Origin of the sequence: Streptomyces sp. LUP47B (assembly GCF_001746295.1) — a bacterium.
Classification (GTDB): Bacteria; Actinomycetota; Actinomycetes; order Streptomycetales; family Streptomycetaceae; genus Streptomyces.
In genome coordinates this window covers 363,236-388,892 of the sequence record NZ_MJAH01000002.1, presented here as the reverse complement: position 1 = coordinate 388,892, position 25,657 = coordinate 363,236, and the positions used below count along the sequence as shown (strand labels likewise).

Here is a 25,657-nt window from a genome sequence, read left to right as displayed (position 1 = left end):
AGACTGCAGGAACTGCGGTCTGCGCGAGGAGGGACGAAGAAGCTCGTGCCGAATACGATGACCCGCATGGGTGACGTACTGGCCGGATTTCATGCCGCCTGGGAGTTCGAGTCCGACTCCGTGCTCATCCGCTACGAACGGGGGATTCGAACACCGAAGCTCTTCCAGGCGCTGGGTGAGCGGCGGATCCCCCTGGAGGCGATCTCCGGGGTGACGCTGACTCCCGGCAAGCGGGGCACGGTGGTGTTGCATGCCGAGCCGCGACCGGGGGCGGACCCGCTCATGGAGGCGGCGGCGGGGCAGTTGAAGGAAGGGTGCGATCCGTACCGGCTGGTGCTGCCGGGCGACAAGGGGACACTCGCCGAGTACTACGCGGACGAGTTGCGCACGCTCCTGAAGGAGGACGACGAGCCGGCGGAACGATTCCTGGTGCCGGCGCCCGAGGTGCCGTTGCAGTTCAAGGCGTACGACGGGAAGGCGTCCTTCGACGGCCGTACCGTGCACTTCCGGTGGTTCTGGACGGGAGCGTCCTCGGCCAAGTGGAAGGCCGGCGACCAGAGTTTCCCGGTGTCCGAACTGACCGGGGTGGAGTGGCGGTCGCCGGAGGTCTTCGAGGGCCATCTGCGGCTGCTGCGGGGGGAGCCGGGGCCGGTGCAGGCGGATCAGGATCCGGCGGCGGTGGTGTTCGGACTGGGGTACGGGCCGGTCCACGAGTCGCTGCCGTTCGCGGCGGCGGTCCTGTCGGCCGTACGCCAACGGAGGCCCGCGGCGGTGGTCCCGGCCGCGACCGCGCCGCGCCGGGACCCCGCGGACATCGCCGAACGGATTCGCCATCTCGGGGAGTTGCATCAGGCCGGACTGGTCACCGACGAGGAGTTCTCCGTGAAGAAGGCGGAGTTGTTGGCGGAGTTGTAGGTGTGATGTCGGCTTTCCGCCGGTGGGGACTTCTCGCGCCCACGCGGCGGTAGCCGCACATCAGCACAGCCCCGCGCCCCTGGGTGGGTTCACTCCCGGCCCGCTGAAGAGAACCGCATGTCCGCGTACCGGTCGCCCGCGACCTGTGCCGCGATCGGCTCCAGGAGCTCCAGTTCCTCCTTGGTGAGCTCGATGGTCGTCGCCGCCGCGTTCTCCGCCACCCTGCCGGGCTTGCGGGTGCCCGGGATCGGGATCACCGGGAGGTCGTGCACCGTCCTCTGCTGCTGGACCCAGGCCAGGGCGATCTGGCCCAGGGAGGCTCCGTGGGCCTCGGCGACCGCACGGATCGGCTCCAGCAGGGCCGCGTTCGCCGCCGCGTTCTCGCCCGTGAAGCGGGGCTGCTGGCGGCGGAAGTCGTCGGCGGTGAGGTCCTTGTCGGCGTTGGTGAAGGACCCGGTGAGGAAGCCGCGCCCGAGCGGCGAGTACGGCACGAGCGCCACGCCCAGGTCGCGGGCCGCCGGGACCACCTTGGCCTCGATGTCACGGCTGAACAGGGACCACTCCGACTGCACGGCGGCGATGGGGTGCACCGCCTGCGCCGCACGCAGCTCCGAGGCGGTGACCTCGCTCAGGCCCAGGTGCTTGACCTTGCCCTCGCGCACCAGCTCGGCCATGGTGCCGACGGACTCCACGATCGGCACGTGCACATCGCGCCGGTGCATGTAGTAGAGGTCGATCGCGTCGACGTCGAGGCGCTTCAGGCTCGCCTCGACGGCCTGGCGGATGTACGGCGGGTCGTTGCGGATGATCCGCCGGGTGGGGTCCTCCGGCGGGATCGACAGGGCGAATTTGGTGGCGATCACGACCTCGTCGCGGTGGGCCTTGAAGAACGGGGACAGGAACTTCTCGTTCTCCCCGTTGCCGTAGGCGTCCGCCGTGTCGTAGAGCGTGATGCCGAGTTCCAGGGCCCGCTCCAGGGTCGCCCGGGACTCCTTCGCGTCCGTGGGGCCGTACGCGAAACTCATGCCCATGCAGCCGAGTCCCTGGGTGCCGACCTCGGGACCGGTGTCGCCGAGCCGTGCGGTCGGGATCGTGCTGTCCGTCATCCTGCCTTCTCCGTTTCGTAGGTGCGACCGGCGTCGGCGTAGAAGCTGATCTTCCGGTCGAGCACGGCGAGCGTGTCCTGGAGCTCCGCGATCCGGGACAGAACGTCGCGGCGGGTCGTTTCCAGGAGCTCGAACCGTTCGGTGAACGTGTGGTCGCCCTCCCGCACCAGTTCCGCGTACCGCACCATGTCGGCGACCGGCATGCCGGTGAGCCGGAGCTTGCCGACGAGGTCGAGCCAGTCGAGGTCGCGGTTGCTGTAGCGACGCTGGCCGGTGTGCGAGCGGTCGATGTGCGGCATCAGGCCGATGCGCTCGTACCAGCGCAGGGTGTGCGCGGTCAGGCCGGTGAAGGCGACGACCTCGCTGATCGTGTAGCTGTCCTGTCCCGCCGGACGCCGGTGGGGGTGCGGCGGAGCCGCGCAGCTGTCGGTCCTGGTACCCGTGGTCTCCATCACCGTCATGACCCCAACGCTAGGGCCTTGGAGTGCACTCGAAGCAAGCGGAACCGGTAAGAAATCGGCAGGACGGCCCTCGGGTGCGATCGCTAACGTGCGGTCCATGAGTCTCGTACGCCGTGCCACGACCGAGGACGCCGAAGAAGTACTGCGACTGCGCCAGGTGATGATCGACGCGCTGCCGGACGGGGACGACTCCACAGCGTGGCACACGGAGGCGCTGCCGTCGCTGCGGGGGAAGCTGGCCGAGGCGGACGGGGATTTCGCGGCCTTCGTGGTCGACCACCCGGACCGGCCGGGGACACTCGCGGCACTGGTGGTCGGGACGGTCGACTACCGGATCGGCAAGGCGTCCAATCCGCACGGCCTGGCCGGGTACGTCTTCAGCGTCGCCACCGACCCGGACGCGCGCCGGCGCGGGTACGCACGCGCGTGCATGGACGAACTGCTGGCGTGGTTCCGCGAGCGGGGCGCCGGACAGGTCATGCTGACCGCGTCCGCGGAGGCCGAGTCGCTCTACGTCTCCCTCGGCTTCGTCCACAAGCCGGACCCCATGATGATGCTGAAGCTCTGAGCGGCTTAGGGTCGACGGCATGTCCTTGCAGAGCCTCGCGTTGATCGAAAACTGGCCGGTTCCCACCGCTGCGGCGGGGGTGGTGCGCGGTGACGGCACGGTCCTCGGTACCCACGGTCCCGTCGACCGGCGCTTCGCGCTCGCCTCGGTCACCAAGCCGCTCGCCGCGTACGCCGTTCTCGTCGCGTACGAGGAGGGGGCGATCGAGCTCGACGAGCCGGCCGGGCCGAGCGGATCGACGGTGCGTCACCTGCTCGCGCACACCTCGGGGCTGGCCTTCGACGAGCACCGGGTGACGGCCGCTCCCGGGGAGCGGCGCCTGTACTCGAACGCGGGGTTCGAGCAGCTCGGCGACCATGTCGCCAAGGCGACGGACATCCCGTTCGGGGAGTATCTGCGGCAGGCGGTGCTCGAGCCGCTGGGCATGGCGTCCACGTCCCTGGAGGGCTCCCCCGCAAAGGACGGCGTGTCGACGGTCGAGGATCTCCTCCGGTTCGCGGCGGAGGTGCAGGCGCCACGGCTGCTGGACCCGCGCACGGTCGCGGAGGCGATGACGGTCCAGTACCCGGGCACGAAGGGCGTGCTCCCCGGCTACGGCCACCAGAACCCCAACGACTGGGGCCTCGGTTTCGAGATCCGCGACGGCAAGTCCCCCCACTGGACGGGCTCTTCGTCCTCGCCGCGCGCCTTCGGGCACTTCGGCCAGTCCGGCACGTTCCTGTGGATCGACCCGGACGCGGGGGCGGCCTGTGCGGCGCTGACGGACCGCGCGTTCGGACCGTGGGCGGTCGAGGCGTGGCCGGCGTTCACCGACGCCGTTCTGGCCGAGCTCTAGGACATCTCCCACACCAGCAGCTCGGCCGGGGTCACCGCCACCACGTCCAGTTCCTTGGCGTCCGTGACCCGGGCCGCGTCGCCCGGCCCCAACTCCTCGCCGTCCAGCCGCACTTCGCCCCGCACGACATGGAGGTACAGGTACCGCCCGTCCGGCACCGCGGTCCGCTCCCCCGCGACCAGCCGCCGCACGTGGAGCATCGTGCTCGCCTCCGGGACGGCGTACGGCGTCGAGTCGGCGATCCCGCGGACGATCTCGTACGACGGCTCACCGCCCGGCTCCAGGGGCGCCAGCCAGGTCTGCACGAAGGTCAGCGGGGCCTCGGCGTCGTTGCGCTCGACGTGCCGGACGCCCGCGGCGGCGCTGAGCCGCTGGACGTCACCGGCGCGTACGACCGTCTCGTGCCCCGTCGAGTCCCGGTGCGTCAGCTCCCCCTCGACCACCCACGTCACGATCTCGGTGTGGCTGTGCGGATGCTCGTCGAACCCGGCGCCGGGCACGAGCCGTTCCTCGTTGCAGGCGATCAACGCGCCGAAGCGGAGGTTGTCGGGGTCGTAGTGCGGCCCGAACGAGAAGGCGTGCCACGACTCGATCCCGGCTCCCGGATCCCCGCCTGGGTAGCGCTCCGTCGCGCGCCGTACGTCCGTCACGGGACCACGGTAGTCCTCGGGCCGGCCGCAGTCGGTACCCGGCGGCGCGCGTTGACGTCCGGATAAGGCAGTCTTGTCCCGTGCCCGAACCCGAACACCGCAAGTCCGACCCCGACGCGCCCGGCGTCCACGCCCATGTCGCGACCCTGAAGCGGCTGGAGAAGTCGTCCGGGTCTCTCGCGCAGCAGGCCATCGCGCGCATGGACGAGACGCTGCCGTGGTACCGGGCCATGCCTCCGGAGAACCGTTCCTGGATCGGGCTGGTCGCTCAGGCCGGTATCGCGGCCTTCACCGAGTGGTTCCGGCATCCGGACGCCCCGCAGGCCATCTCCACCGACGTGTTCGGGACCGCTCCCCGTGAGCTGACCCGGGCCATCACGCTTCGGCAGACCGTGGAGATGGTCAGGACGACCATCGAGGTCATGGAGAGCGCGATCGACGAGGTCGCCGCGCCCGGTGACGAGTCCGTGCTGCGTGAGGCCCTGCTCGTGTACGCCCGCGAGATCGCCTTCGCCACCGCCCAGGTCTACGCCCAGGCCGCCGAGGCACGCGGTGCCTGGGACGCCCGGCTGGAGTCGCTCGTCGTGAACGCCGTGCTCAGCGGTGAGGCCGACGAGGGGGCCGTGAGCCGGGCCGCCGCGCTGGGCTGGAACGCTCCCGAGCATGTGTGCGTCCTCCTCGGCACCGCTCCCGACGGTGACTCCGAGCTGACCGTCGAGGCCATCCGGCGGGCCGCCCGGCACGCCAAGCTCCAGGTGCTGACCGGGGTGCTCGGCTCCCGGCTGGTCGTCATCGCGGGCGGCAGCGACAACCCCCTCGCGGTGGCCAAGTCGCTGATCGGGCCCTATGCGGCCGGACCCGTCGTGGCGGGGCCCGTCGTACCCGATCTGCTCGCCGCGACCCGGTCCGCGCAGGCCGCCGCCGCCGGGCTCAAGGCGTGTTCCGCCTGGCAGGACGCCCCGCGCCCGGTCCTGGCGGACGACCTGCTTCCGGAGCGCGCGATGGCCGGGGATCCCGCTGCGCGCCAGCAGTTGGTGGAGGAGATCTACAGACCACTGGAGGAGGCCGGTTCCGCGCTCCTGGAGACGCTTGCCGTCTACCTCGAACAGGCGTCCAGTCTGGAGGGGGCGGCGCGGATGCTCTTCGTGCACCCCAACACCGTGCGCTACCGGCTTCGACGTGTGACTGATGTCACCGGTTGGTCGCCCTCCGATGTACGGTCGGCGTTCACCTTGCGGATCGCGCTCATCCTGGGGCGTCTGGCCGACGGGGATCCCCAGCCCTAGGCTTTTGTCGGGGGTCCACAAAACCCCTCCATGTTCTTCGTCCCTGTCCCCACGGGCGGCTTGGGCCGCCCTCAAGAGAGAGTGTGAGAGTGCTCGTACTCGTCGCTCCCGGCCAGGGCGCCCAGACGCCCGGCTTCCTGACCCCCTGGCTCGAACTCCCCGGTGCCGCGGACCGCGTCGCCGCGTGGTCCGACGCCGTCGGCCTGGACCTCGCCCACTACGGCACACAGGCCGACGCGGACGCCATCCGTGACACCTCGGTGGCCCAGCCGCTGCTGGTCGCGGCCGGGATCCTGTCCGCCTCGGCACTCGGTGCCATCACCGACATCGCCCCCGGTGCGGTCGCCGGGCACAGTGTCGGTGAGATCACCGCCGCCGCCTTCGCGGGCGTCCTGGACGACACCGCGGCCCTCACCCTCGTACGCAAGCGGGGTCTGGCCATGGCCGACGCCGCCGCGATCACCGAGACCGGCATGTCGGCGCTGCTCGGCGGCGACCCCGAGGTCTCCGTCGCGCACCTGGAGAAGCTGGGTCTGACTCCGGCGAACGTCAACGGCGCGGGGCAGATCGTCGCCGCCGGCACGCTGGAGCAGCTCGCCGTGCTGAACGACGACAAGCCCGAGGGCGTCCGCAAGGTCGTCCCGCTCAAGGTCGCCGGCGCCTTCCACACGCACCACATGGCCCCCGCGGTCGACGCGCTCGCCAAGGCCGCCGCCGATCTGACGCCGGCCGACCCGACGGTCACCTACGTCTCCAACAGGGACGGCCAGGCCGTCGCCACCGGCACCGAGGTGCTGGAGCGACTGGTCGGGCAGGTCGCCAACCCGGTGCGCTGGGACCTGTGCATGGAGACGTTCAAGCAGCTCGGCGCCACCGCGTTCATCGAGGTCTCCCCCGGCGGCACGCTGGTCGGCCTCGCCAAGCGCGCGCTGCCCGGCGTCAGGACGCTGGCCCTGAAGACCCCCGACGACCTCGACGCTGCTCGCGAGCTCATCGCCGAGCACGGTGCCTGAGAAGGAGCACGAGAGCATGTCGAAGATCAAGCCCAGCAAGGGCGCCCCGTACGCGCGCATCCTCGGTGTCGGCGGCTACCGCCCGACCCGGGTCGTGCCGAACGAGGTGATCCTCGAGACGATCGACTCGTCCGACGAGTGGATCCGCTCGCGCTCCGGCATCGAGACCCGGCACTGGGCGAACGCCGAGGAGACCGTCGCCGCGATGTCGATCGAGGCGTCCGGCAAGGCGATCGCCGACGCCGGGATCTCCGCCGAGCAGATCGGCGGTGTGATCGTCTCGACCGTCTCGCACTTCAAGCAGACCCCGGCCGTGGCGACGGAGATCGCCGACAAGCTGGGCACGAACAAGGCCGCAGCCTTCGACATCTCGGCGGGCTGCGCGGGCTTCGGCTACGGCCTCACCCTCGCCAAGGGCATGATCGTCGAGGGCTCGGCAGAGTACGTACTTGTCATCGGTGTCGAGCGGCTGTCCGACCTGACCGACCTGGAGGACCGCGCCACGGCCTTCCTGTTCGGCGACGGTGCCGGCGCGGTCGTCGTGGGCCCCTCCCAGGACCCGGGCATCGGCCCCACCGTGTGGGGCTCCGAGGGCGACAAGTCCGAGACGATCAAGCAGACCGTGGCGTGGACCGAGTACGACTCCACGGGCAAGTTCCCTGCGATCACGCAGGAGGGCCAGGCGGTGTTCCGCTGGGCCGTGTTCGAGATGGCGAAGGTCGCCCAGCAGGCGCTGGACGCGGCCGGGATCAGCTCGGACGACCTGGACGTCTTCATTCCCCACCAGGCCAACGAGCGGATCATCGACTCGATGGTGAAGACGCTGAAGCTGCCGGAGCACGTCACGGTCGCGCGTGACGTGCGCACCACCGGCAACACCTCGGCCGCCTCGATCCCGCTCGCCATGGAGCGGCTCCTGGCGACCGGCGAGGCGAAGAGCGGCGACACCGCGCTCGTCATCGGATTCGGGGCGGGTCTCGTCTACGCCGCCACTGTCGTTACCCTCCCCTAGGCACTCCGTGCCGGATCAACCGGTCCGGGACGGGAAGCACTGCCAACCCTCTGGATAAGAAAACGAAGGAGCGCCCAATGGCCGCCACTCAGGAAGAGATCGTCGCCGGTCTTGCCGACATCGTGAACGAGATCGCCGGCATCCCGGTTGAGGACGTCCAGCTGGACAAGTCCTTCACCGACGACCTGGACGTCGACTCGCTGTCCATGGTCGAGGTCGTCGTCGCCGCTGAAGAGCGCTTCGACGTCAAGATCCCGGACGACGACGTCAAGAACCTCAAGACCGTCGGCGACGCGACCAGCTACATCCTCAAGCACCAGGCCTGAGTCTCCCGGGCTCCCTCCGGAGCCCTCCAGGCCGGACGTGCCGGCCCCGCCACCCGGCGGTGGCGCCGCTTAATCCTCGTAACGTTGGAGAAAGATTTCCCGTGAGCCCGACCAATCGCACCGTGGTCGTCACCGGTATCGGCGCAACCACACCGCTGGGTGGCGACGCAGCCTCTACCTGGGAGGGTCTGGTCGCCGGCAAGTCCGGCGTCAAGCCCCTGGAGCAGGAGTGGGCCGCTGAGCAGGCGGTCCGCATCGCCGCGCAGATCGCGGTGGAGCCGACCGAGGTGATTCCCCGGCCGCAGGCCCGCCGTCTCGACCGCTCGGCGCAGTTCGCGCTGATCGCGGCCAAGGAGGCGTGGGCCGACGCGGGCTTCGAGGCCAAGGCCGGCGAGGACGACAAGGTCGACCCCGACCGTCTCGGCGCCGTCATCGCCTCCGGCATCGGTGGGGTGACGACCCTTCTCGACCAGTACGACGTGCTCAAGGAGAAGGGCGTCCGCCGCGTCTCCCCGCACACCGTGCCGATGCTGATGCCCAACGGCCCGTCCGCCAACGTGGGTCTGCTGGTGGGCGCCCGCGCGGGCGTGCACACGCCGGTCTCCGCCTGTGCGTCGGGCGCCGAGGCCATCGGCTACGGCATCGAGATGATCCGTACCGGACGCGCCGACGTCGTCGTCGCCGGTGGCACGGAGGCGGCGATCCACCCGCTGCCCATCGCCGCGTTCGGCAACATGATGGCGATGTCCAAGAACAACGAGAACCCCGAGGGCGCCTCGCGTCCCTACGACGTCGCCCGGGACGGCTTCGTCCTCGGCGAGGGCGCCGGTGTCGTCGTCCTGGAGTCCGCCGAGCACGCCGCCGCGCGCGGTGCGCGGGTGTACGCCGAGGCGGTGGGTCAGGGCGTCTCCGCCGACGCCCACGACATCGTGCAGCCGGAGCCCGAGGGGCGCGGCATCTCGCGCGCGCTGCAGAACCTGCTGGACAGCACCGACCTGGACCCGGCCGAGATCGTGCACGTGAACGCGCACGCGACGTCGACTCCGGCCGGTGACATCGCCGAGCTCAAGGCGCTGCGGAAGGTGTTCGGCGACGACGCCGACCACATGGCCGTGTCCGCCACCAAGTCGATGACCGGTCACCTGCTGGGTGGCGCGGGCGGCGTGGAGACGGTCGCGACCGTGCTCGCCCTGTACCACCGGGTGGCTCCGCCGACCATCAACGTCGAGAACCTCGACCCGGAGGCGGAGGCCAACGCCGACGTCGTCCGCGGCGAGGCCCGCAAGCTGCCCGTGGAGGGCCGTATCGCCGCGCTGAACGACTCGTTCGGGTTCGGCGGGCACAACGTGGTGCTGGCGTTCCGTACGGTTTGAGAACCGTCTGTACGCAACTGAAGGGCCCCCACCGGTGTGGGGGCCCTTCACGTGTGCGGAGAGCTCAGACGACCTGGTGCAGCCAGCGGACCGGGGCGCCTTCGCCGGCGTACCTGAAGGGCTCCAGTTCGTCGTCCCAGGGCTTGCCGAGGAGCTTGGACAGTTCGGCCTCCAGGTCCGTCTCCCCGCGCTGCGAGCGGGTCAGGGCCGCGCGCAGGCGGTCCTCCGGGATCAGGATGTCGCCGTGGATGCCGGTGACGGCGTGGAAGATACCCAGTTCCGGGGTGCAGCTGTAGCGCTCGCCCTCGGCGGTGGGGCAGGGCTCGGCCGTGACCTCGAAGCGCAGCAGGTGCCAGCCTCTGAGGGCCGACGCGAGCTTGGAGGCCGTGCCCACCTCGCCCTGCCAGGAGAACTCCGAGCGCCAGGTGCCCGGTGCGGCCGGCTGCCGGATCCAGTCGAGGTTGACGCGCGTGCCGAGCACCCCGGCGACGGCCCACTCGACGTGCGGGCACAGCGCGCGCGGCGCGGAGTGCACGTACAGAACTCCACGTGTCGTCACCGGGACCTCCGGGCAGAGCGGGACAAGTCTTGCTGGCCGGCATGGCGGCGATGCCTGCCGGCCACGTTGATGGCGAGGCTACCGTGCGGCGGGGCAAGGAGTGTGACGTACCGTCGGTCCCGGTGCCCCGAAACGCCCGCCATTCACCCGGCAGGACGCTAGTACGGGTGTCGATCGTTCCCTCGCGGCCACCGGGAACTCTTGTGCGTTGTTATGAGAGGACCATCTTTTTCACGAGGGGAACTCCACGGATGCGCAAGCAGGGCCCCCGTTCACGGGCCGTCGTCGCCGTCCTGACGGCGGCTCTCCTGGGCGTCGCCGGGTGTGACGCGGTGGGGGGCGACTCGGCGGGCCCCACCCAGAAGGCGAAACCCTCGCCGAAGCCCACTCCGGCGTGGGACAGCAGCCCGGCCTCGATAGCCGCTGTCGGCGACTCCATCACGCGCGGCTTCGACGCCTGCGGAATCCTGAAGGACTGCCCCGACGTGTCCTGGGCCACCGGCGCCAGCACCCAGGTCGACTCTCTCGCCGTACGGCTGCTGGGGCGGGCGAGGGCGGCCGAGCGCAGCTGGAACTACGCGGTGTCCGGGGCGCGGATGGCCGATCTGTCGGGGCAGATGGCACAGGCGGCGGCGCGGCGGCCCGGCCTGGTGACGGTGATGGTGGGCGCCAACGACGCCTGCCGTGACTCCACGGCGGCGATGACCTCGGTGTCCGCGTTCCGGTCCGGCTTCGAGGACGCGCTGAGCGTGCTGCGCAAGCAGGCGCCCAAGGCGCAGGTATACGTGGCGAGCGTGCCCAACCTCAAGCGGCTGTGGTCCGAGGGCCGTACCAATCCGCTGGGCAAGCAGGTGTGGAAGCTGGGCGTGTGCCCGTCGATGCTGGCCGACGCGGACGCGCTGGACGCGGCGGCGACCGAGCGGCGGGACACCGTGCAGGAGCGGGTGGAGTCCTACAACTCCGTACTGAAGAAGGTGTGCGCCAAGGACGAGCACTGCCGGTACGACGGGGGCGCGGTGTACGACTACCGGTTCGGCACCGATCAGGTCAGCCACTGGGACTGGTTCCACCCGAGTGTGAACGGACAGGCGCGTCTGGCGGAGATCGCATACCGGAAGGTCAGGTCCGTGACCTAAAGTTCCGCACATGAACGAACTCTTCGCCACACTTTCCGACGGCACCCCGGTGCACCGCTGGACCCTGGAGCGCGCGGGCGTCCGCGTGCGGATCCTGTCGTACGGCGGGATCGTGCAGTCGGTCGAGGTTCCGGACCGGGACGGGCGGACGGCGGACGTGGTGCTGGGGTTCGCCGAGCTGGACGGATACCTGGAGCACTCCGGTCCGTATCTCGGCGCCTTCGTCGGGCGGTACGCGAACCGGATCGCGGGCGGCCGCTTCGAGCTCGACGGGCTGACCTACGCCCTCGCCCCCAACAACGCGCCCAACTCCCTGCACGGCGGCGAGCGCGGCTTCGACAAACGGGTCTGGGACATGGAGCCGGCCGGTGAGCACGGGGTGCGGCTGAGCCGGGTCAGCGCGCACGGCGAGGAGGGCTTCCCGGGGCGCCTCGAGGTCTCGGGGACGTACAGCCTGGACGAGTCGGGCGCGCTGCGGATCTCGTACGAGGCGGTCACCGACGCGCCGACCGTCGTCAACCTGACCAACCACAGCTACTTCAACCTGGCCGGCTCCGGGAACGCGGGCGGGCACGAGCTGCGGATCGACGCCTCACGGTTCACCCCGGTGGACGCCGATCTGATCCCGACCGGGATCGAGGAGGTCGCGGACACCCGCTTCGACTTCCGTCGCACGCGCAAGGTCGGGGCGGGCTACGACCACAACTTCGTGCTCGACAAGGGGATCACCGAAGAGGCCGTCGAGGTCGCCGAGTTGTACGAGCCCTCGTCCGGCCGGGTGCTGACGGTGGCGACCACCGAGCCGGGGCTCCAGCTGTACACCGCGGACCATCTGCCCGAGCCCTTCACACCCGGCGACGGCATCGCGCTGGAGACCCAGCACTTCCCCGACTCCCCGAACCGGCCGGAGTTCCCGAGCACGGTGCTGCGGCCGGGAGAGACCTACCGCTCGGAGACCGTCTACGGGTTCACGACCCGGTAGACACAGACGAGCCCCGGCCCAGGGGTCAGGTCCCGGGCCGGGGCTGCTTGTGTGAGGGCTGTGCCCCCTCGGATCAGACGTTAATCGTCGCGGTGACCCGGCGGTCGCCGATCGAGCGCCCCACCTGGATTTCGTACGAACCCTTCACATACGACCACGATGAGGTCTTCTCGTCCCAGATCTCGAAGGCCCGGCGCGGGATCTCCACGGTGACCTCGACGCTCTCGCCGGGACCGGCCGCGGCCCCCGCGAATCCGGCGAGCCGGCGGGCCGGGCGCTCGGCGTCGGGTCCGGCGGGCGCCAGATAGACCTGGACGACCTCACGGCCCGCGCGGGAACCGGAGTTGCGCAGCCGGACCCGGACGGTGGTGCCGCGGACCTCGACTGACTCGTAGGTCCAGTCGGTGTAGCCGAAACCGTGGCCGAACGGGTAGGCGGGGGTGCGGCCCTCCTTCTCCCAGGCCGCGTATCCGATGAACACACCCTCGTCGTAAGGGAGTTCGCCGGCCTCCGGGGCGACCCGGGTGACCGGGGCGTGGGCCAGGCTGCCCCAGGTGGTGGGGAGCCGGCCGCCGGGCTCGTGGGCGCCGGTCAGCACGTCGGCGAGGGCCGCGCCCCCTTCCTGGCCGGGGAACCAGCCGAGCAGGACGGCGGCGACGTCCTCGCGCCACGGCAGCTCCACCGGGGAGCCGGAGTTGACGACCACGACGGTGTTCGGGTTGGCGGCGGCGACCGCGCGGACCAGCTCGTCCTGGCGGCCCGGGAGGGTGAGGTCCTTGCGGTCGTAGCCTTCGGACTCGACGCGCTCGGTGGTGGCGACCACGACGACGGCCGTGTCGGCGTTCCGCGCCGCTTCGACGGCCTCGGCGATCAGTTCGTCGGGGTCGCGCCGTGGGTCCTGGTGGGCGAGGGCGAAGGTGACGACCTTCATCGGGATCTCTTCGGGGAGGACGACGACGTAGGTGAGGGAGACCTCGACCGGCTCGCCGGCGGTCAGTTCGACCTGGGCGCGGGGCTCGGGGGCGCCGAAGAAGGAGATGAAGGGGTCGTCCGTGTCGGCGCGCTGGACGTCGTCGTAGTACGTCGTGCCGTCGACGAGCAGTTTGAAGGCGCCGAGTCCCTTGATGCCGAAGGTGTGGGTGCCGCTCTCGCGCGGGGTGAAGGTGCCCTTCAGCTCGACGGTGTGCAGCCGGTCGTGGGTGACGCCGTCGGGGAGGTCCGAACCCATCCACTGGATCTGGCCGTTGGGCACGGAGGTCGTGCCGATGACCGCGCCGTCCGCGTCCCGGCAGACCGCTTCGAGGCTGAACCCCTTGTCGGCGGCGGCGAGTTCGGTGTTGGGGTCGGCGCCGACGGCGTAGCTGAGGGTGCCCTCGGGGAGGGCTGCGGTGAGGCCGTCGAGCGGGGAGACGATCCGGTCCGGGAAGACGGTGGCGGAGCCGCCGCCGAGGACCCGGGCGTCGCGGGCGGCGGCGCCGATGAGGGCGACCGTGCCGGACCTCAGCGGGAGCGCGCCTTCGTTGCGCACCAGCACGAAGGCGCGGCGGGCGATCTCGCGGGCCAGTTCGATGCCGTCGACGGTCGCCGGAAGCTCGGTGACCACGGGTTCGGCACCGTCCAGGATGCCGACGCGGGCGGCGAGCCGCAGCACATTGCGTACGGCGGTGTCGACCGCGCTCTCCTCGACCTCCCCGTCCCGCACGGCCTGGGCGAGGGCCTCGCCGTAGACGGTCGTCGGACCGGGCATGGCGACGTCGAGGCCGCCCTCGATGGCGGCCTTGGTGGAGCGGGCGGCCATCCAGTCGGAGACGTTGTAGCCGTCGAATCCCCATTCGCCGCGCAGGACTTCGTTGACCAGGTAATGGTGCTCGGTCATCGTCGTGCCGTTGACCGTGTTGTAGGCGGTCATGATGCCCCACGGGTGGGCGTTCTCGACGATGAGCTCGAAGGGAGCCAGGTACAGCTCGCGCAGGGCGCGTTCGGAGACCAGGTTGTTCACCGTGAAGCGGTCGGTCTCGGCGTCGTTGGCGACGAAGTGCTTGACGGTGGTGCCGACACCGCCCTCCTGAACGCCGGTGACGTACCCGGCGCCGATCCGTCCGGTCAGATACGGGTCCTCGCTGTAGGCCTCGAAGTGGCGGCCGCCGAGCGGGGAGCGGTGGAGGTTGACGGTGGGGGCGAGGAGGACGTGGACGCCCTTGCGCCGGGCCTCCTGGGCGAGCAGCACGCCTGCGCGGCGGGCGAGTTCCGGGTCCCAGGTGGCGGCCAGCGCGGTCGGCGAGGGCAGGGCGATCGACGGGTCGTCGGCGCTCCAGCGCACGCCCCTGACACCGATCGGGCCGTCCGACATGACGAGGGAGTCCAGGCCGATCTCGGGGAGCGCGGGCAGGGTCCACATGTCCTGGCCTGCCAGGAGCCGTGCCTTGGCATCGAGATCGAGTCCGGCCAGCGCCGCCTCGACGGCCGCCTCGCGGGCCTGGTCGGCGGGTGCCTCGGGTGCCGCCATGGCGGTGCCTCCTCGTTGAAGTCCGTGCGGGTCCTCTCATCGTGCATCGATTACCTGGTGAGTGGTAGGTTTCGTTATGTTGCTGTTATATTCGACTTCTCGGGATGCCGTACGGTGACGCCATGAACGCCAGGACCAGAAGCGAGGAGCGCCGGGCCGAGATCGTCCGGGCGGCCCTGGAGGTCATCGCCGAGCGCGGCTACCGGGGCGCGAGCCTGGCCGCGGTGGCCGAGCGGGTCGGGCTGACCCAGCAGGGGCTGCTGCACCACTTCCCGACGAAGGACGCGCTGCTGGTCGCGGTGCTGGAGGAGCGGGACAAGTGGGACGCGGTGCCCAACGGCAGCTGGCGGGTCGACCTGCTCGCCTCGCTCGTCGAGTACAACGCGATGCGGCCGGGGATCATCCAGACCTTCTCGGCGCTGCTCGGCGAGAGCGTGACGGAAGGGCATCCGGCACGGGAGTACTTCACCGACCGCTACACCCGCGTGCGCGCGTCGATGACGGTGGCCCTCCGCGCCGAGTACGGCGACCGGCTCCCCAACGGACTGAGCCCTGAACGCACCGCGCCGCTGCTGGTCGCGGTCATGGACGGCCTGCAGTACCAGTGGCTGCTGGACCCCGAGTCGGTGGACATGCCCGGGGCGTTCCGGGACTTTCTGCGGCTGCTGGGCGAGCCGGCGGGGTGAGGATCACTGACTCCAGGCGACGACAAGTGTCTTGCTCACCACGCAGACGACGGCGAGGGCGAACGCCCACAGGTGAGCTCCGGCGGCGAAAAGGGCGAGCGCGCCCGCCCCGAACCAGAGCACCTCGAAGCCCACGCGACCGGCGCCCCTCGCCTTGTACTTCGCGCGCGGTGAGCCGAACAGCGCCCACACGGCGACGAGTACGGCGGGTGCGGCGAGGCCGAGCAGCCAGGACGCGCCGACGTCCCGGGTGAAACCCCAGTACGCGGCACCCGCCAGGGCGCCGAGCTCGATCAGGAAGAGAACGCCCAGGTTGGCTGCCTTCATGGGCGGCAGTATCACCCGCCCGCCGGCACCGCCGCCACGATTTCGATCTCGATCCGCGCCTCCGGCCGGAAGAGCCGGGACACCTCGAAGGTCATGCTGGTGGGCGGGGTGCCGGTGAGGAACTCCCTTCGTACCGCGCCGTATTGCTCCAGTTCCGTGATGTCCGTGAGGTAGGTGCGGATGTTGATCACGTCCGCCAGGCTCGCCCCGTGTGCCTCCAGCAGCGCGGCGAGGGTCTCGAAGACGCCCCGGGACTGTTCCGCGAGCGTGGCACCCTCGGCGATCTGGCCGGAGACGAACAACAGGGCGCTGCCGTCGGCCTGTTCGACGCGGGCGACCTGGGAGTAGTAGGGGCTCAGCGGCTGGGGTGCGCCGGCGGGGTTGTCGAGGGTGATCTGCATGCCGTCGACGCTAGGTCCGCACTTGTGATGCGACAAGCGAATGTCCAGCATGGCTGCCATGCCGAACCCGCATCGCAGCGCTCTTCCTCCCGACCTCGCCACCGTCTGGCTGCGGGTCTTCCTGGAGGTCGCCCGGCACGAGTCGTTCACCGTGGCCGCGCGCACCCTGGGCTGGACGCAGTCGGCGGTGTCCCGGCAGATCTCCTCGCTTGAGGCGGCGCTGGGCGGGGCGCCGCTGTTCGACCGGCTGCCGCGGGGCGTACGGCTGACGGAGGCCGGGAGGGCGCTCGTGCCCTACGCGCAGACCGTCACCGAGGCGCTGCACGCGGCCGCGCGCGAACTGGCCGCGCTGCGTGAAGTGGCGGGCGGGCGACTGCGGTTCGGGGCGTTCCCGACGGCGGACGCGGCGCTGATCCCGCACGCCCTCGGCACCTTCCGCACCCGTCATCCCGGGGTGCGGGTCTCCCGCGAGGAGGGACTCACGCCGTCACTCCTGGATGGGCTCACCGAGGGGCGGCTGGATCTCGCGGTCGTCTCCACGACGGGCGGCGCACCGCTGTCGGCGTACGAACTGCGCCATCTGCTCGACGAGTCGCTGTACGTCGCCGTCCCGGCCGGCCATCCGCTGGTGGACGAGGGCGGCGGCCCGGTGCGACTGGGGCGGCTCGCGGACGCCGACTGGATCTCCGGGAGCCCGCGCCCCGAGGGGACGCTTCTCGACGCCGCTCTGCGGCAGGGCTTCCGGCCGCGGATCGCGCATGTCGTCGGCGAGTGGACCGCCAAGCAGGGGTACGTCGCCGCCGGGCTCGGCGTGACCCTGGTCCCGGCGCTCGCCGCGGAGTCCGTGCGGCCGGACGTCGTGCTGCTGCCGGTGCTCGACGAGGGGGCTCCGGCGCGGGCCGTGTACGCGGCGCTGCTGCGGGGGCGGTCGCCCTCGCCGGCCGTGGAGGCGTTCGTCGCGACGCTGCGGGAGGCGGCGGGGCGGATACCCCGTGCGTCGGGCCCCATGGCGTAGACCACTTCCGTCACGCGATACTTCCGTCGTCCGGCACCACTCGCGCCCCACAGCGACCGGAAGGCATGAACTCCCTTGACATCCCTACGTGTTCGGATCGGCATCCTCGGACTGGCCCTGCTGGCGGGGTCGGCAGCCCCCGCGAGCCCGGCGTCGGCCGCGACCGCGCCCTCGCCCACGGTGGAGGAGCAGCGGCTCGACCAGGCCGTGCCGCGGGAGATCCTCGAACGGTCCGGATTCGACGCCGTGCCCCTCCGCTTCACGCGGGCGCTCGGAACGGCGCGTTCCTACGCGGAGGCGCGGAAGGTCGTCCTACGGCAGGGGTCCGCGCTGTGGAAGCGGGCCGTCGACCGGGCGCAGGGGCGGGGGGCGGCCGGTGGGGATTTGAGCCGCGACGACGATCGGCCTCTGTACTGGGCCCGGTTGGGGATGGCCCGTGAAGTGCGGACCTGGGAGCCGTCTTTCGGACTCTCCGAGGGACAACGTGCCGCTCTGCTGAATGACTTGGAACGGACCTCGCGGGGGCAGACCGCTGTGCGGTATCCGGGCGGGGACCGGCTGAAGCGGGTCCTTGTGACCGGGTTCGATCCGTTCACGCTGGACCGGGACATACGGATCTCGAATCCGTCCGGGGCGAGTGCGCTCGCGCTCGACGGGACGGTGATCGAGACGGCGGAGGGTCCTGCGCGGGTGGAGACCGTGGTCTTTCCCGTGCGTTGGCAGGACTTCACGGACCAGGCCGTGGAGCGGGCGCTGCGGCCGTATCTGAAGAAGGTGGATCTCTTCACGACCGTGAGCCAGGGGCGGGTGGGACGGTTCGACGTCGAGCGGACCAACGGGGCCTGGCGGGGCGGCTTTCCGGACAACGACAACGTCGGGGTGACGGGGACGGTGCCGGTTTCCGATCCGGCTTCGCAACCGCAGTGGACGACGACGACCTTGCCGTACAAGGCGATCGTGGATGCGGACACCGGGCGTTTTCCCGTCTATGACAACACGAGCGTGACCGAGATCCCGGTGGGCGGGACGGTGCCTGTCGTACGGGCGGACGGGCCGACCGAGGGCTCCACGGCGCGGGCCGGGGGTGGCGGGAACTACCTCTCCAACGAGATCGCCTACCGGGTCACGCTGCTGCGGGACCGGCTCGGACTGCACGACGAGCTGCCGGGTGGGCATGTGCACACGCCTGTGCTGGAGTTCGGGGCCGGGAACACGGACCCCGCGACGGGGGCGGTGACCGATCCGGGGTTCGTGAGGAACCGGCTGGACATCATCGCGCAGGTGCGGGCGATTCTGGTGGTGGCGGTGGAGAAGGCCACTTGAGGTAGGTCGCCGTCTCGGTGAAGTCCAGGCGGCGATAGAAATCGGCGGCCCTGCGCGTCGGGACGGTGATCTCCACGTCCTGGGCGTGCCGGGCGCGCTCCTGTATGGCCCGGACGAGCCGGGAGCCCGTACCGCGGCCGCGCAGGGGCGTGTCCACGGCGAGTTCGAGGAGTTCGAGGACCGTGCCGCCCGCGAAGAGGGTCGGCATGCGGGCCGCATAGGCGTAACCGACGACCTGGGCCTCCTGGTCGGCCACCAGGAACTCGGCGCGGCCCTCGGCGGCGGCGCGCAGGACCTCGGGCAAGGTGACGGTCGTGAAGCGGGCGCGGTCGGGGCGGTACGTGGTCGCTAAGTCGGCGAGGAGGCGGAAGACGGCGTCCGCGTCCGAGGCGGTCGCCGGGCGGACCGTCGGCTCAGGTGCCGAGCCCACCGGACACCGACTCCCCGTCGGACTCGTCGGACCCCTCGGACTCGTCCTCCCCGTCCCCCGTCTCCTCCCCCAGCAGCTCCCGTGCCATCAGCGTCGCCCCCGCCACCGCGCCCGGCATCAAGAACACCGCGACGAAGGGAACCACGAAGGCCAGGGCGAGCGGGGTGCCGAAGCCCCAGATGAGGGTCTTGCGGGAGCGGAGCAGGGTGAGGCGGGCCCGGAGGTCCACGCCTCGGCGCTGGAGGGCCACCGCGGTGAGCTCCTCGGTGAGGAAGAAGCCCGTCACGAAGAAGCCGAGCACCGGGATCAGGGTCTGGCCGACCAAGGGGACGAAGCCCAGCGCGAAGAGCAGGACCGCCCACAGGGCGGCCCGGACGACGATACGGAGGCTGTCCCTCGCCGAGATCCACAGCTCGCGCCAGAGCGGTAGGCCGGACTCGGGGGCCGTGCCGTCCGGGGAGACGTCCCGGTCGACCTTCTCGGAGAGGTTCTCGTAGAAGGGCTGGCCTATCAGGAGGGTGACCGCCGTGAAGGTCAGGACCGCGAGGAGGAGGGCCAGCGCGAACAGGACCACCGCGAGGAAGCCCCGGAACAGGCCCTGCCACGGGCTCGACCAGTCGTCGGCGAACGGCGTGGACCAGGACACGAAGTCCTCGCCCCAGGTGGCCAGGGCGACCAGTGCCGCCACATACAGCACCAGGGTGATCAGGCCCGGGATCAGACCGAAGCCGTACTGCTTGCCGTGCCGGGCCACCCACCGCTGGCCCTTCAGGAGATAGTGGAAGCCCGCCCCGAGATCACGCATGTCCCGAACCCTATCGGGTGCCCGTCAGGCCGGGGATACGGCCACCACCACCCCCTGCTCCGCCGCCGGGGACACCGCCGCCGACACCCTGACCGCCACCGCCCGTGCCACGCCGCCCGCGCGGGAGGCCGCGGCCATCAGCGTGGGCTGGAGCCGCTCCAGGCCGGACACGAACATTTCCTCACCGGCGATCAGCACCGGCCGGGCCGCCTTCGCCGTGGCCGCCGCCGCGTCCGTGAGGTCGGCGAGGGGCGGCAGGGTGGCCCGTACGGCCCCCGCACCGGCGGCCGCCGCGCGTTCGGCCAGGGTCACCTGCAAGGGCATCAGCGGGGCCAGCGCCGCCGTCAAAGCGTCGGCGATCCGCCGGAGTTCGGGGGTCGAGTCGCGCAGGACCCCGGTCGCCGCGCGGATCACGGGAGTCAGCGCCAGGAGTGTCCCCGCGGCCAGGCCCGCCGCCGCGGGGAGCAACGGGGAGGTCGCCTCGACCAGTTCGCCCAGCGCAGTCGCGAACTCCTCCACCGCCGGCTCCACCGCGTCCAGGACGGGCAGCAGACTGTCGCCCAGCGCCGCCAGCAGCACCCGCGCCGGCTCGCTGACCGGGTGCACGGCCAGCGGGGCGCCGGTGGTGCCGAGCCGGGTGAGGGTGTCGACGATCCGGTAGAACGCCTCCTGGGCCTGCGGGGACGCGCTCGCCTCGGCCAGTTCCGCCGTCGTCCGGCGCAGGACGCGCAGCACCTCGGGGCCCGAACCGTCCCTGGAGTCGAAGGTGTTGATCGCGATCCTGGTGATGTTCTGGGCCGTGTCCAGGAGCTGGCCGGTGATGTCGGTGGTGTTCCGTGCCATGCGCAGTACTTCGTCCCTGCTGGGGAGCGAAGGGATCGTCGCCATGGGCCTCTCCTGTGGACTCGCTCGCCGCGCGCTTCCGCCGCCCTCAGCATGCCCCGTCCGGGCACCCGAGTTGCGCCATCCGTGGCATCCGCGCCACGAACTCCTGCTTGTTGCGGTTGAGTCGAACAGGTACATCTCGCCGTACCGATCTCAGGAAGCCCCTCAGGAGGTGCGCGTGCACACCACGAGAACCGTTCCTGCGAGACCAGTCCTGTTCCTGGATCACCCGAAGAGGGAGTTCGCCCAGCTCGGGCGGGCATTGTTCACCATGGCACACGCGAGCAGCGGCTGAGGTTGAGGAGAGCGGATGACGCAGGAGATCCACGGCACCGTCGCGGACGGCTTCGAGGCGGTGCGCGAGCAGTTCGCCGCCTTCGTGGCGGGCGAACGGCCCGACTACGAGGGACAGCTGAGCGCGTACGTGCACGGTCGGCGGGTCGTCGACCTGTGGGCGGGCGAGGGCGTCGGACCGGACTCCCTCTACGGCGTGTTCTCGTCGACCAAGGGTGCCGCCCATCTGGTGGCCGCCCTCCTGGTCCAGGAGGGCACGCTGGAGCTGGACCGCAAAGTGACCTACTACTGGCCGGAGTTCGGGACCGAGGGCAAGGGCCAGCTGACCCTGCGCGATCTGCTGGCGCACCGGGCCGGGGTGATCGGTCTGGACGCCGGGTTCAGCGCACAGGAGCTGACGGACGACCGGGCGGTGGCGGAACGGCTCGCGGACCAGAAGCCGTTCTGGCGCCCCGGCACGGCCTTCGGGTATCACGCTCTGGTGATCGGCGCGCTCAGCGGTGAGATCGTGCGCCGGGCGACCGGCCGGTCGCTCCAGGAGGTGTACGAGGAGCGGATCCGGGCGCCGTACGGGCTGGACTTCCATCTGGGGCTGCCCGAGGCGCTGGAACCCCGTTACCGCTCCGTGCAGCCGATGGCCCCGACCGCCGAGCAGCAGACCCTGATGGACGCGGCGCCGACAGGTCCGCACACCCTGGCCGCGATCGCCTTCAACCAGCAGGTGCCAAACCCGGGTGACCTGGTGGGCTACGCCAACTCCCGTGCCGTACGGGCGAAGGGACCGGCGTCGGCGGGCGGGGTGGCGGCCGCGCGCGGGCTGGCCGGGATGTACGCGGCGGCGATCAGCGAAGTGGGCGACCGGCCGCCCCTGTTGAAGCCGGACACCATCGCGGAGGTGGGCCAGATCCAATCCGTGGGCTACGACCTGGTGGCCCGCGCCCAGAAGTCGTACGGCCTGGGCTTCCAGGCCACGGCCGACATGTGGCACCCCTTCCTGGGCGCCGGTTCCTTCGGCCACAGCGGCGCCGGCGGCTCCCAGGCCTTCGCCGATCCCCGCAGTGGCCTGGCCTACGGCTACACCCGCCGCCGGATGGCGTTCCCGGGAGGGGCGGCGCCGGAGAACGAGCGGTTCGTGCGGGCCGTACACCAGGCGGCCCTGGCCGTATGAGCCGTAGGGCATGAGCGGAGGCGGCACCCCACGTCCAGGGGTGCCGCCTCCGCCCTGTACGACCAACGAGCTCCGTCAGGCGAGCGTCACGGAGATGTTCCCGCGGGTCGCCTTCGAGTACGGGCAGACCTGGTGGGCCTTCTCAAGGAGGGCCCGGGCCGTGGCCGGGTCGAGGTTCGGGAGGGTCGCCGAGATCTCGACGATCAGCCCGAAGCCGTCGGTGTTCCTGCCGATGCCGACCTTCGCGGTGACCGTCGAGCCGGAGATGTCGGCCTTCTCCTGGCGGGCGACGACGCCGAGGGCGCCCTGGAAGCAGGCGCTGTACCCGGCGGCGAAGAGCTGTTCGGGGTTGGTGCCGTTGCCGCTGCCGCCCATCTCCTTGGGCGGGTCGACGACCACGTCGAGCCTGCCGTCGTCGGTGGCGACACGGCCGTCGCGGCCGTTCTCGGCGGTGGCGACGGCCGTGTAGAGGACATCGGTCTGCTGGATGGACATGCGGTTGTCTTCCTCCTCGGTCCACCGCGACTCGCGCCCACGATCGACGGTGGAATTCGGAAAGAAGTTACCGCATGCCGGAAATCCAGCACAGGGCTACAGCTTGACGATCATCTTTCCGGTGTTGTCGCCGCGCAGGACCCCGAGGAACGCCTCCAGGTTGTTCTCGATGCCCTCGACGACCGTCTCGCGGTACTTGAGCTGCCCGGACGCCACCAACGGGCCGATCTCGGAGACGAACTCCGACTGGAGGTCGTAGTGGTCGCCGACCAGGAAGCCCTCGATACGGCCGCGGGTCTGGATCAGACGGGCGAGGTTGCGCGGACCGGGGGCTGCCTCGGTGTTGTTGTAGACGGAGATCATGCCGCAGACCGCGATCCGGCCGCCCTGGTTGAGGGAGCCGATGGCTGCCTCCAGGTGGTCGCCGCCGACGTTGTCGAAGTAGACGTCGACGCCGTCCGGGGCAGCCTCGCGCAGCTGGTCGCTGACCTTGCCGTTCTTGTAGTTGAAGGCCGCGTCGAAGCCGTACTCCTCGACGAGCAGCTTGACCTTCTCGTCCGAGCCGGCGGAGCCGATGACCCGGGAGGCGCCCTTGAGCTTGGCGATCTGGCCGACCTGGCTGCCGACGGCACCCGCGGCGCCGGAGACGAAGACCGAGTCGCCCTCCTTGAAGGAGGCGGTGCGCAGGAGGCCGGCGTAGGCGGTGAGGCCGGTCATGCCGAGGACGCCGAGGTACGTCGACAGGGGCGCGGCGCCCGCGTCCACCTTGACGGCGTTCTCTGCGCGTACGACCGCGTACTCGCGCCAGCCGAAGAAGTGCAGGACGTGGTCCCCCACGGCGAAGCCCTCGGCGTTGGACTCCACGACCTCGCCGACCGCGCCGCCCTGCATGACCTTGCCGAGCTCGAAGGGCGCGGTGTACGACTTCGCGGCGCTCATGCGGCCGCGCATGTACGGGTCGACGGAGAGGTACTTGTTCCGGACCAGCACCTGGCCTTCTCCGGGGGTCGGGACCTCGGCTTCGACCAGGGCGAAGTCCTCCGGCTTGGGCCAGCCGACCGGGCGGGAGAGGAGGTGCCATTCGCGGTTGATCATGATGCCTGAACCCTTCCATTTACTTCAGTACCTGAAACAACCATGCCTCTGAATATTTCAGGTTGTCAAGTAACGGGGTACCCTGGATCCCATGCCGACACCTCACAAGACCCGGCCCGACGCGCTGACCATGGAAGTCGTGGAGCTCATCGGGGACGTGGTGGCCCGCTTCTACTCGGACTACGAGGATGCCGCCGCGGAGCACCTCCTCACCGGGGCGCAGGCGCGGCTTTTGAGTCTGCTGTCCCTCGAGCCGCTGCCCATGCGCAAGCTGGCCCAGAAACTGAAGTGCGAGCCGTCGAACGTCACCGGGATAGTCGACCGGCTGGAGGCACGCGGACTGGTGGAGCGGCGGCCCGACCCCGCGGACCGGCGCGTCAAGGTGGCGGCGGCGACGGAGGCGGGGGTCCAGGTGGCCCGGGAACTGCGGGAGGGGCTGCGGTTCGCACGGGAGCCGCTGGCGGGGTTGTCGCAGGGGGAACGGGAGTCCCTTCGGGACCTGCTGCGACGGATGCGGGACGCGTAGGCGCGGCTTCCGGAGCCTTCGCTTCACATGAGCGAAGGCGTCACGTGCACCACCACAGGAAACGGTTGCACTCCGACGGGGACGGGCTCGGGGCCGCGGTGGTGGGGGTGGCGGTGGGGGCCGAGCCGCCGCTCGTGGACGTGGCCGTTGCTGTGGGGGTCGACGCACCGGACGTTTTGGTGGGCGCCGACTGATTGTCGGGGCTCTTGCTCGCGTCGGCGTCCTCGCTCTTGGACGCGGAGGCCGACGGGGACTCGGAGACCTTCGGGGAGGGTGACCCCGAGGGAACGGTTGCTCCGGAGCCGGCCGCCTTCGACGCCGACTCGCTCGCCTCCGGGGAGGCGCCGCCCTCGGCCGACTCCCCGCCCGCCGCGGCCGGCTTGGGGGAGGAACCGGGGGCGTCCATGCCCAGCTCCGCGAGGCTCAGACCGCCGGCCGCGAGCACGAACCCGGCGGCGATCAGCAGGGTCCGGCGGCGGCGCCTGCGGTGAGCCGCTGCTTTGCGATCGCGACGACTGGCTCCGCCGGTGGGGTCGTCCTCGTCGTCCTCGTCGTCCTCGTCGTACTCGTCGGGTTGGGCATCCTCGGGTTCCACGGAGGGGGCGGGACTGTCCACACTCTCCGCACTCCGGCCACGCGCGCGCCGCCGCGAGGCCCGGCCACCGACGGGGCCGCTGCTCACGTCGGCATCCGAGTCGGCACCTTCCCCGAGGCTGGGGTCGGAGCCGGTGTCGGCCTCGGCCGAGCCGTAGCCCGCCCCGCTCTCCCCCGGCCCACCACCTGCGGCCGCGCCACCGTCCCCGCCGTACGCCATGCCACCGTGACCCCCGGCGTCGTGCGCCACGCCACCCTGCGCATCGCCGCCATATCCCGCCCCGCCATCCGGGCCGTACGAGGGGGTGCCGTGCCCGTCCACGCCGTACGCCACGCCACCGTGGCCCCCGGCGTCGCCACCCGGGCCGTACGAGGTGGTGCCGCGCCCCTCCACGCCGTACGGCGTGGACTCGTTGCCGCCTGCGCCGTACGAGGAGGTCGCGCCCGTGCCGTATACCGCGGCCGCCCCCTGATCGCCGCCCGGACCGTACGCCCCAGCCAGTCCCTGGCCGCCGTACCCGCCCGTCCCGCCCGCGTCCCCGTGGCCGCCGAAGCCCCCGGCCGTCGCCTCATGGCCCGCGTGGGCGTCCCCCGCGAGGGAAGGGGCGCCGTACTGCTCCTCGGCTGCATACGTCGCGTACGCCGGGACCGCCGGGGGGTCCTGCGGTCCGCCCTGGGCCGGTACGCGGGCAGCGTATGCGCGGAGCTCTTCGATCGCGGTGCCGCACCCCGGGCAGGCGAGGGCGCCGTTGAGGTGCCGTCGGCACGGGTTGCAGTAGTCCATGACGCGGGAAGACTAAGTTCCTCTCACCTGGCTTTCATAGTCACGCCTGTGAAGGTTGTGTGTTGAACTACCCATTTCGGCGTGGCGAGTTGAGAGGCCCG

28 protein-coding genes are annotated in these 25,657 nt (G+C 71.1%); 15 read left to right on the top strand and 13 right to left on the bottom strand.

What is annotated here, in order from left to right:
- Positions 1 to 57: 57 nt before the first annotated feature.
- The gene (locus BFN33_RS08330) at positions 58 to 915 is read left to right on the top strand and encodes a DUF4429 domain-containing protein (RefSeq protein WP_069759261.1); all 858 of its coding nucleotides are present in this window, start codon (positions 58 to 60) and stop codon (positions 913 to 915) included.
- Between the two features lie 89 nt (positions 916 to 1,004).
- Here BFN33_RS08330 and BFN33_RS08325 read toward each other — a convergent pair whose 3' ends face one another.
- Both BFN33_RS08325 and BFN33_RS08320 read right to left on the bottom strand, forming a co-directional pair.
- Positions 1,005 to 2,021, bottom strand: a complete 1,017-nt coding sequence (locus BFN33_RS08325; protein ID WP_069759260.1) for an aldo/keto reductase — start codon at positions 2,019 to 2,021, stop codon at positions 1,005 to 1,007.
- Positions 2,018 to 2,482: a MerR family transcriptional regulator gene (locus BFN33_RS08320; RefSeq protein ID WP_069759259.1), complete on the bottom strand. Its 465-nt coding sequence runs from the start codon at positions 2,480 to 2,482 to the stop codon at positions 2,018 to 2,020. The genes BFN33_RS08325 and BFN33_RS08320 overlap by 4 nt, the downstream gene beginning before the upstream one ends.
- A gap of 97 nt (positions 2,483 to 2,579) precedes the next feature.
- Between BFN33_RS08320 and BFN33_RS08315 the strand changes: the two genes are divergently transcribed.
- Entirely contained in the window at positions 2,580 to 3,050 is a 471-nt protein-coding gene (locus BFN33_RS08315; protein ID WP_069759258.1) for a GNAT family N-acetyltransferase, read from the top strand.
- A gap of 19 nt (positions 3,051 to 3,069) precedes the next feature.
- Positions 3,070 to 3,885: a serine hydrolase gene (locus tag BFN33_RS08310; RefSeq protein WP_069759257.1), complete on the top strand. Its 816-nt coding sequence runs from the start codon at positions 3,070 to 3,072 to the stop codon at positions 3,883 to 3,885.
- On the opposite strand, the gene BFN33_RS08305 is transcribed toward BFN33_RS08310, so the two are convergent.
- On the bottom strand, positions 3,882 to 4,535 hold the full coding sequence (locus tag BFN33_RS08305) for a pirin family protein (protein ID WP_069759256.1): 654 nt from the start codon (positions 4,533 to 4,535) through the stop codon (positions 3,882 to 3,884). The two genes, BFN33_RS08310 and BFN33_RS08305, sit on opposite strands and share 4 nt — an antisense overlap.
- Positions 4,536 to 4,615: 80 nt before the next feature.
- Here BFN33_RS08305 and BFN33_RS08300 point away from each other — a divergent pair, with 80 nt between their 5' ends.
- The 5 genes from BFN33_RS08300 (at position 4,616) to fabF (ending at position 9,545) form a co-directional block, all read left to right on the top strand.
- Positions 4,616 to 5,821, top strand: coding sequence for a CdaR family transcriptional regulator (locus BFN33_RS08300; protein WP_057615301.1), 1,206 nt, complete (start codon positions 4,616 to 4,618; stop codon positions 5,819 to 5,821).
- A gap of 89 nt (positions 5,822 to 5,910) precedes the next feature.
- Positions 5,911 to 6,834, top strand: a complete 924-nt coding sequence (locus BFN33_RS08295; RefSeq protein WP_069759255.1) for an ACP S-malonyltransferase — start codon at positions 5,911 to 5,913, stop codon at positions 6,832 to 6,834.
- 16 nt (positions 6,835 to 6,850) lie between these two features.
- Positions 6,851 to 7,846: a ketoacyl-ACP synthase III gene (locus BFN33_RS08290; RefSeq protein WP_069759254.1), complete on the top strand. Its 996-nt coding sequence runs from the start codon at positions 6,851 to 6,853 to the stop codon at positions 7,844 to 7,846.
- A gap of 77 nt (positions 7,847 to 7,923) precedes the next feature.
- Positions 7,924 to 8,172, top strand: a complete 249-nt coding sequence (locus BFN33_RS08285; protein ID WP_062042561.1) for an acyl carrier protein — start codon at positions 7,924 to 7,926, stop codon at positions 8,170 to 8,172.
- A 101-nt stretch (positions 8,173 to 8,273) separates the two neighbouring features.
- A complete protein-coding gene (gene fabF, locus BFN33_RS08280; protein ID WP_069759253.1) occupies positions 8,274 to 9,545 on the top strand; it encodes a beta-ketoacyl-ACP synthase II in 1,272 nt (423 codons plus the stop codon).
- A 64-nt stretch (positions 9,546 to 9,609) separates the two neighbouring features.
- Here fabF and BFN33_RS08275 read toward each other — a convergent pair whose 3' ends face one another.
- Entirely contained in the window at positions 9,610 to 10,104 is a 495-nt protein-coding gene (locus BFN33_RS08275) for a DUF3145 domain-containing protein (RefSeq protein WP_069759252.1), read from the bottom strand.
- 251 nt (positions 10,105 to 10,355) lie between these two features.
- Here BFN33_RS08275 and BFN33_RS08270 point away from each other — a divergent pair, with 251 nt between their 5' ends.
- Both BFN33_RS08270 and BFN33_RS08265 read left to right on the top strand, forming a co-directional pair.
- Positions 10,356 to 11,240 (top strand): SGNH/GDSL hydrolase family protein, encoded by an 885-nt coding sequence (locus BFN33_RS08270; RefSeq protein ID WP_069759251.1) that lies wholly within the window; start codon positions 10,356 to 10,358, stop codon positions 11,238 to 11,240.
- Between the two features lie 10 nt (positions 11,241 to 11,250).
- A complete protein-coding gene (locus BFN33_RS08265; RefSeq protein WP_069759250.1) occupies positions 11,251 to 12,222 on the top strand; it encodes an aldose epimerase family protein in 972 nt (323 codons plus the stop codon).
- Positions 12,223 to 12,295: 73 nt separating this feature from the next.
- Here the strand turns inward: BFN33_RS08265 and BFN33_RS08260 are convergent, their stop codons facing one another.
- A complete protein-coding gene (locus BFN33_RS08260) occupies positions 12,296 to 14,728 on the bottom strand; it encodes a glycoside hydrolase family 3 protein (protein WP_069759249.1) in 2,433 nt (810 codons plus the stop codon).
- A 104-nt stretch (positions 14,729 to 14,832) separates the two neighbouring features.
- On the opposite strand from BFN33_RS08260, the gene BFN33_RS08255 reads away from it, so the two are divergent.
- Positions 14,833 to 15,414 (top strand): TetR/AcrR family transcriptional regulator, encoded by a 582-nt coding sequence (locus BFN33_RS08255; protein WP_069759248.1) that lies wholly within the window; start codon positions 14,833 to 14,835, stop codon positions 15,412 to 15,414.
- A 3-nt stretch (positions 15,415 to 15,417) separates the two neighbouring features.
- Here the strand turns inward: BFN33_RS08255 and BFN33_RS08250 are convergent, their stop codons facing one another.
- A complete protein-coding gene (locus tag BFN33_RS08250; protein ID WP_069759247.1) occupies positions 15,418 to 15,741 on the bottom strand; it encodes a YrdB family protein in 324 nt (107 codons plus the stop codon).
- Between the two features lie 11 nt (positions 15,742 to 15,752).
- The gene (locus BFN33_RS08245) at positions 15,753 to 16,142 is read right to left on the bottom strand and encodes a RidA family protein (RefSeq protein WP_069759246.1); all 390 of its coding nucleotides are present in this window, start codon (positions 16,140 to 16,142) and stop codon (positions 15,753 to 15,755) included.
- A 58-nt stretch (positions 16,143 to 16,200) separates the two neighbouring features.
- Between BFN33_RS08245 and BFN33_RS08240 the strand changes: the two genes are divergently transcribed.
- Positions 16,201 to 17,157 carry a LysR family transcriptional regulator gene (locus BFN33_RS08240; RefSeq protein WP_069759245.1) on the top strand — a complete coding sequence of 319 codons (957 nt, stop codon included), beginning with the start codon at positions 16,201 to 16,203 and terminating at the stop codon, positions 17,155 to 17,157.
- 75 nt (positions 17,158 to 17,232) lie between these two features.
- Entirely contained in the window at positions 17,233 to 18,480 is a 1,248-nt protein-coding gene (locus BFN33_RS08235; RefSeq protein WP_069759244.1) for a pyroglutamyl peptidase, read from the top strand.
- On the opposite strand, the gene BFN33_RS08230 is transcribed toward BFN33_RS08235, so the two are convergent.
- The 3 genes from BFN33_RS08230 to BFN33_RS08220 are packed head-to-tail and all read right to left on the bottom strand — an operon-like array spanning position 18,428 to position 20,603.
- Positions 18,428 to 18,910: a GNAT family N-acetyltransferase gene (locus tag BFN33_RS08230; protein ID WP_069759243.1), complete on the bottom strand. Its 483-nt coding sequence runs from the start codon at positions 18,908 to 18,910 to the stop codon at positions 18,428 to 18,430. The two genes, BFN33_RS08235 and BFN33_RS08230, sit on opposite strands and share 53 nt — an antisense overlap.
- On the bottom strand, positions 18,894 to 19,715 hold the full coding sequence (locus BFN33_RS08225) for an EI24 domain-containing protein (RefSeq protein ID WP_069759242.1): 822 nt from the start codon (positions 19,713 to 19,715) through the stop codon (positions 18,894 to 18,896). The genes BFN33_RS08230 and BFN33_RS08225 overlap by 17 nt, the downstream gene beginning before the upstream one ends.
- 24 nt (positions 19,716 to 19,739) lie before the next feature.
- The gene (locus tag BFN33_RS08220) at positions 19,740 to 20,603 is read right to left on the bottom strand and encodes a hypothetical protein (RefSeq protein WP_069759241.1); all 864 of its coding nucleotides are present in this window, start codon (positions 20,601 to 20,603) and stop codon (positions 19,740 to 19,742) included.
- 307 nt (positions 20,604 to 20,910) lie between these two features.
- Between BFN33_RS08220 and BFN33_RS08215 the strand changes: the two genes are divergently transcribed.
- Positions 20,911 to 22,062 (top strand): serine hydrolase domain-containing protein, encoded by a 1,152-nt coding sequence (locus BFN33_RS08215; protein WP_069759240.1) that lies wholly within the window; start codon positions 20,911 to 20,913, stop codon positions 22,060 to 22,062.
- Positions 22,063 to 22,137: 75 nt separating this feature from the next.
- Here the strand turns inward: BFN33_RS08215 and BFN33_RS08210 are convergent, their stop codons facing one another.
- Both BFN33_RS08210 and BFN33_RS08205 read right to left on the bottom strand, forming a co-directional pair.
- Positions 22,138 to 22,557: an organic hydroperoxide resistance protein gene (locus BFN33_RS08210; RefSeq protein ID WP_069759239.1), complete on the bottom strand. Its 420-nt coding sequence runs from the start codon at positions 22,555 to 22,557 to the stop codon at positions 22,138 to 22,140.
- A 96-nt stretch (positions 22,558 to 22,653) separates the two neighbouring features.
- The gene (locus tag BFN33_RS08205; RefSeq protein ID WP_069759238.1) at positions 22,654 to 23,652 is read right to left on the bottom strand and encodes an NADP-dependent oxidoreductase; all 999 of its coding nucleotides are present in this window, start codon (positions 23,650 to 23,652) and stop codon (positions 22,654 to 22,656) included.
- A gap of 91 nt (positions 23,653 to 23,743) precedes the next feature.
- Here BFN33_RS08205 and BFN33_RS08200 point away from each other — a divergent pair, with 91 nt between their 5' ends.
- Positions 23,744 to 24,178, top strand: coding sequence for a MarR family winged helix-turn-helix transcriptional regulator (locus BFN33_RS08200; protein WP_069759237.1), 435 nt, complete (start codon positions 23,744 to 23,746; stop codon positions 24,176 to 24,178).
- A 40-nt stretch (positions 24,179 to 24,218) separates the two neighbouring features.
- Here the strand turns inward: BFN33_RS08200 and BFN33_RS51265 are convergent, their stop codons facing one another.
- Positions 24,219 to 25,556 carry a hypothetical protein gene (locus BFN33_RS51265; RefSeq protein ID WP_069759236.1) on the bottom strand — a complete coding sequence of 446 codons (1,338 nt, stop codon included), beginning with the start codon at positions 25,554 to 25,556 and terminating at the stop codon, positions 24,219 to 24,221.
- Between the last annotated feature and the right edge of the window lie 101 nt (positions 25,557 to 25,657).

Coding starts and splice junctions, on each gene's coding strand:
- BFN33_RS08325 (WP_069759260.1), bottom strand. CDS start 2,021: ATGACGGACAGCACGATCCCGACCGCACGGCTCGGCGACACCGGTCCC.
- BFN33_RS08270 (WP_069759251.1), top strand. CDS start 10,356: ATGCGCAAGCAGGGCCCCCGTTCACGGGCCGTCGTCGCCGTCCTGACG.
- BFN33_RS08265 (WP_069759250.1), top strand. CDS start 11,251: ATGAACGAACTCTTCGCCACACTTTCCGACGGCACCCCGGTGCACCGC.
- BFN33_RS08220 (WP_069759241.1), bottom strand. CDS start 20,603: ATGGCGACGATCCCTTCGCTCCCCAGCAGGGACGAAGTACTGCGCATG.
- BFN33_RS08205 (WP_069759238.1), bottom strand. CDS start 23,652: ATGATCAACCGCGAATGGCACCTCCTCTCCCGCCCGGTCGGCTGGCCC.
- BFN33_RS08245 (WP_069759246.1), bottom strand. CDS start 16,142: ATGCAGATCACCCTCGACAACCCCGCCGGCGCACCCCAGCCGCTGAGC.
- BFN33_RS08240 (WP_069759245.1), top strand. CDS start 16,201: ATGCCGAACCCGCATCGCAGCGCTCTTCCTCCCGACCTCGCCACCGTC.
- BFN33_RS08250 (WP_069759247.1), bottom strand. CDS start 15,741: ATGAAGGCAGCCAACCTGGGCGTTCTCTTCCTGATCGAGCTCGGCGCC.
- BFN33_RS08225 (WP_069759242.1), bottom strand. CDS start 19,715: ATGCGTGATCTCGGGGCGGGCTTCCACTATCTCCTGAAGGGCCAGCGG.
- BFN33_RS08330 (WP_069759261.1), top strand. CDS start 58: ATGACCCGCATGGGTGACGTACTGGCCGGATTTCATGCCGCCTGGGAG.
- BFN33_RS08200 (WP_069759237.1), top strand. CDS start 23,744: ATGCCGACACCTCACAAGACCCGGCCCGACGCGCTGACCATGGAAGTC.
- BFN33_RS08310 (WP_069759257.1), top strand. CDS start 3,070: ATGTCCTTGCAGAGCCTCGCGTTGATCGAAAACTGGCCGGTTCCCACC.
- BFN33_RS08255 (WP_069759248.1), top strand. CDS start 14,833: ATGCCGTACGGTGACGCCATGAACGCCAGGACCAGAAGCGAGGAGCGC.
- BFN33_RS51265 (WP_069759236.1), bottom strand. CDS start 25,556: ATGGACTACTGCAACCCGTGCCGACGGCACCTCAACGGCGCCCTCGCC.
- BFN33_RS08215 (WP_069759240.1), top strand. CDS start 20,911: ATGACGCAGGAGATCCACGGCACCGTCGCGGACGGCTTCGAGGCGGTG.
- BFN33_RS08210 (WP_069759239.1), bottom strand. CDS start 22,557: ATGTCCATCCAGCAGACCGATGTCCTCTACACGGCCGTCGCCACCGCC.
- BFN33_RS08260 (WP_069759249.1), bottom strand. CDS start 14,728: ATGGCGGCACCCGAGGCACCCGCCGACCAGGCCCGCGAGGCGGCCGTC.
- BFN33_RS08315 (WP_069759258.1), top strand. CDS start 2,580: ATGAGTCTCGTACGCCGTGCCACGACCGAGGACGCCGAAGAAGTACTG.
- BFN33_RS08320 (WP_069759259.1), bottom strand. CDS start 2,482: ATGACGGTGATGGAGACCACGGGTACCAGGACCGACAGCTGCGCGGCT.
- BFN33_RS08290 (WP_069759254.1), top strand. CDS start 6,851: ATGTCGAAGATCAAGCCCAGCAAGGGCGCCCCGTACGCGCGCATCCTC.
- BFN33_RS08285 (WP_062042561.1), top strand. CDS start 7,924: ATGGCCGCCACTCAGGAAGAGATCGTCGCCGGTCTTGCCGACATCGTG.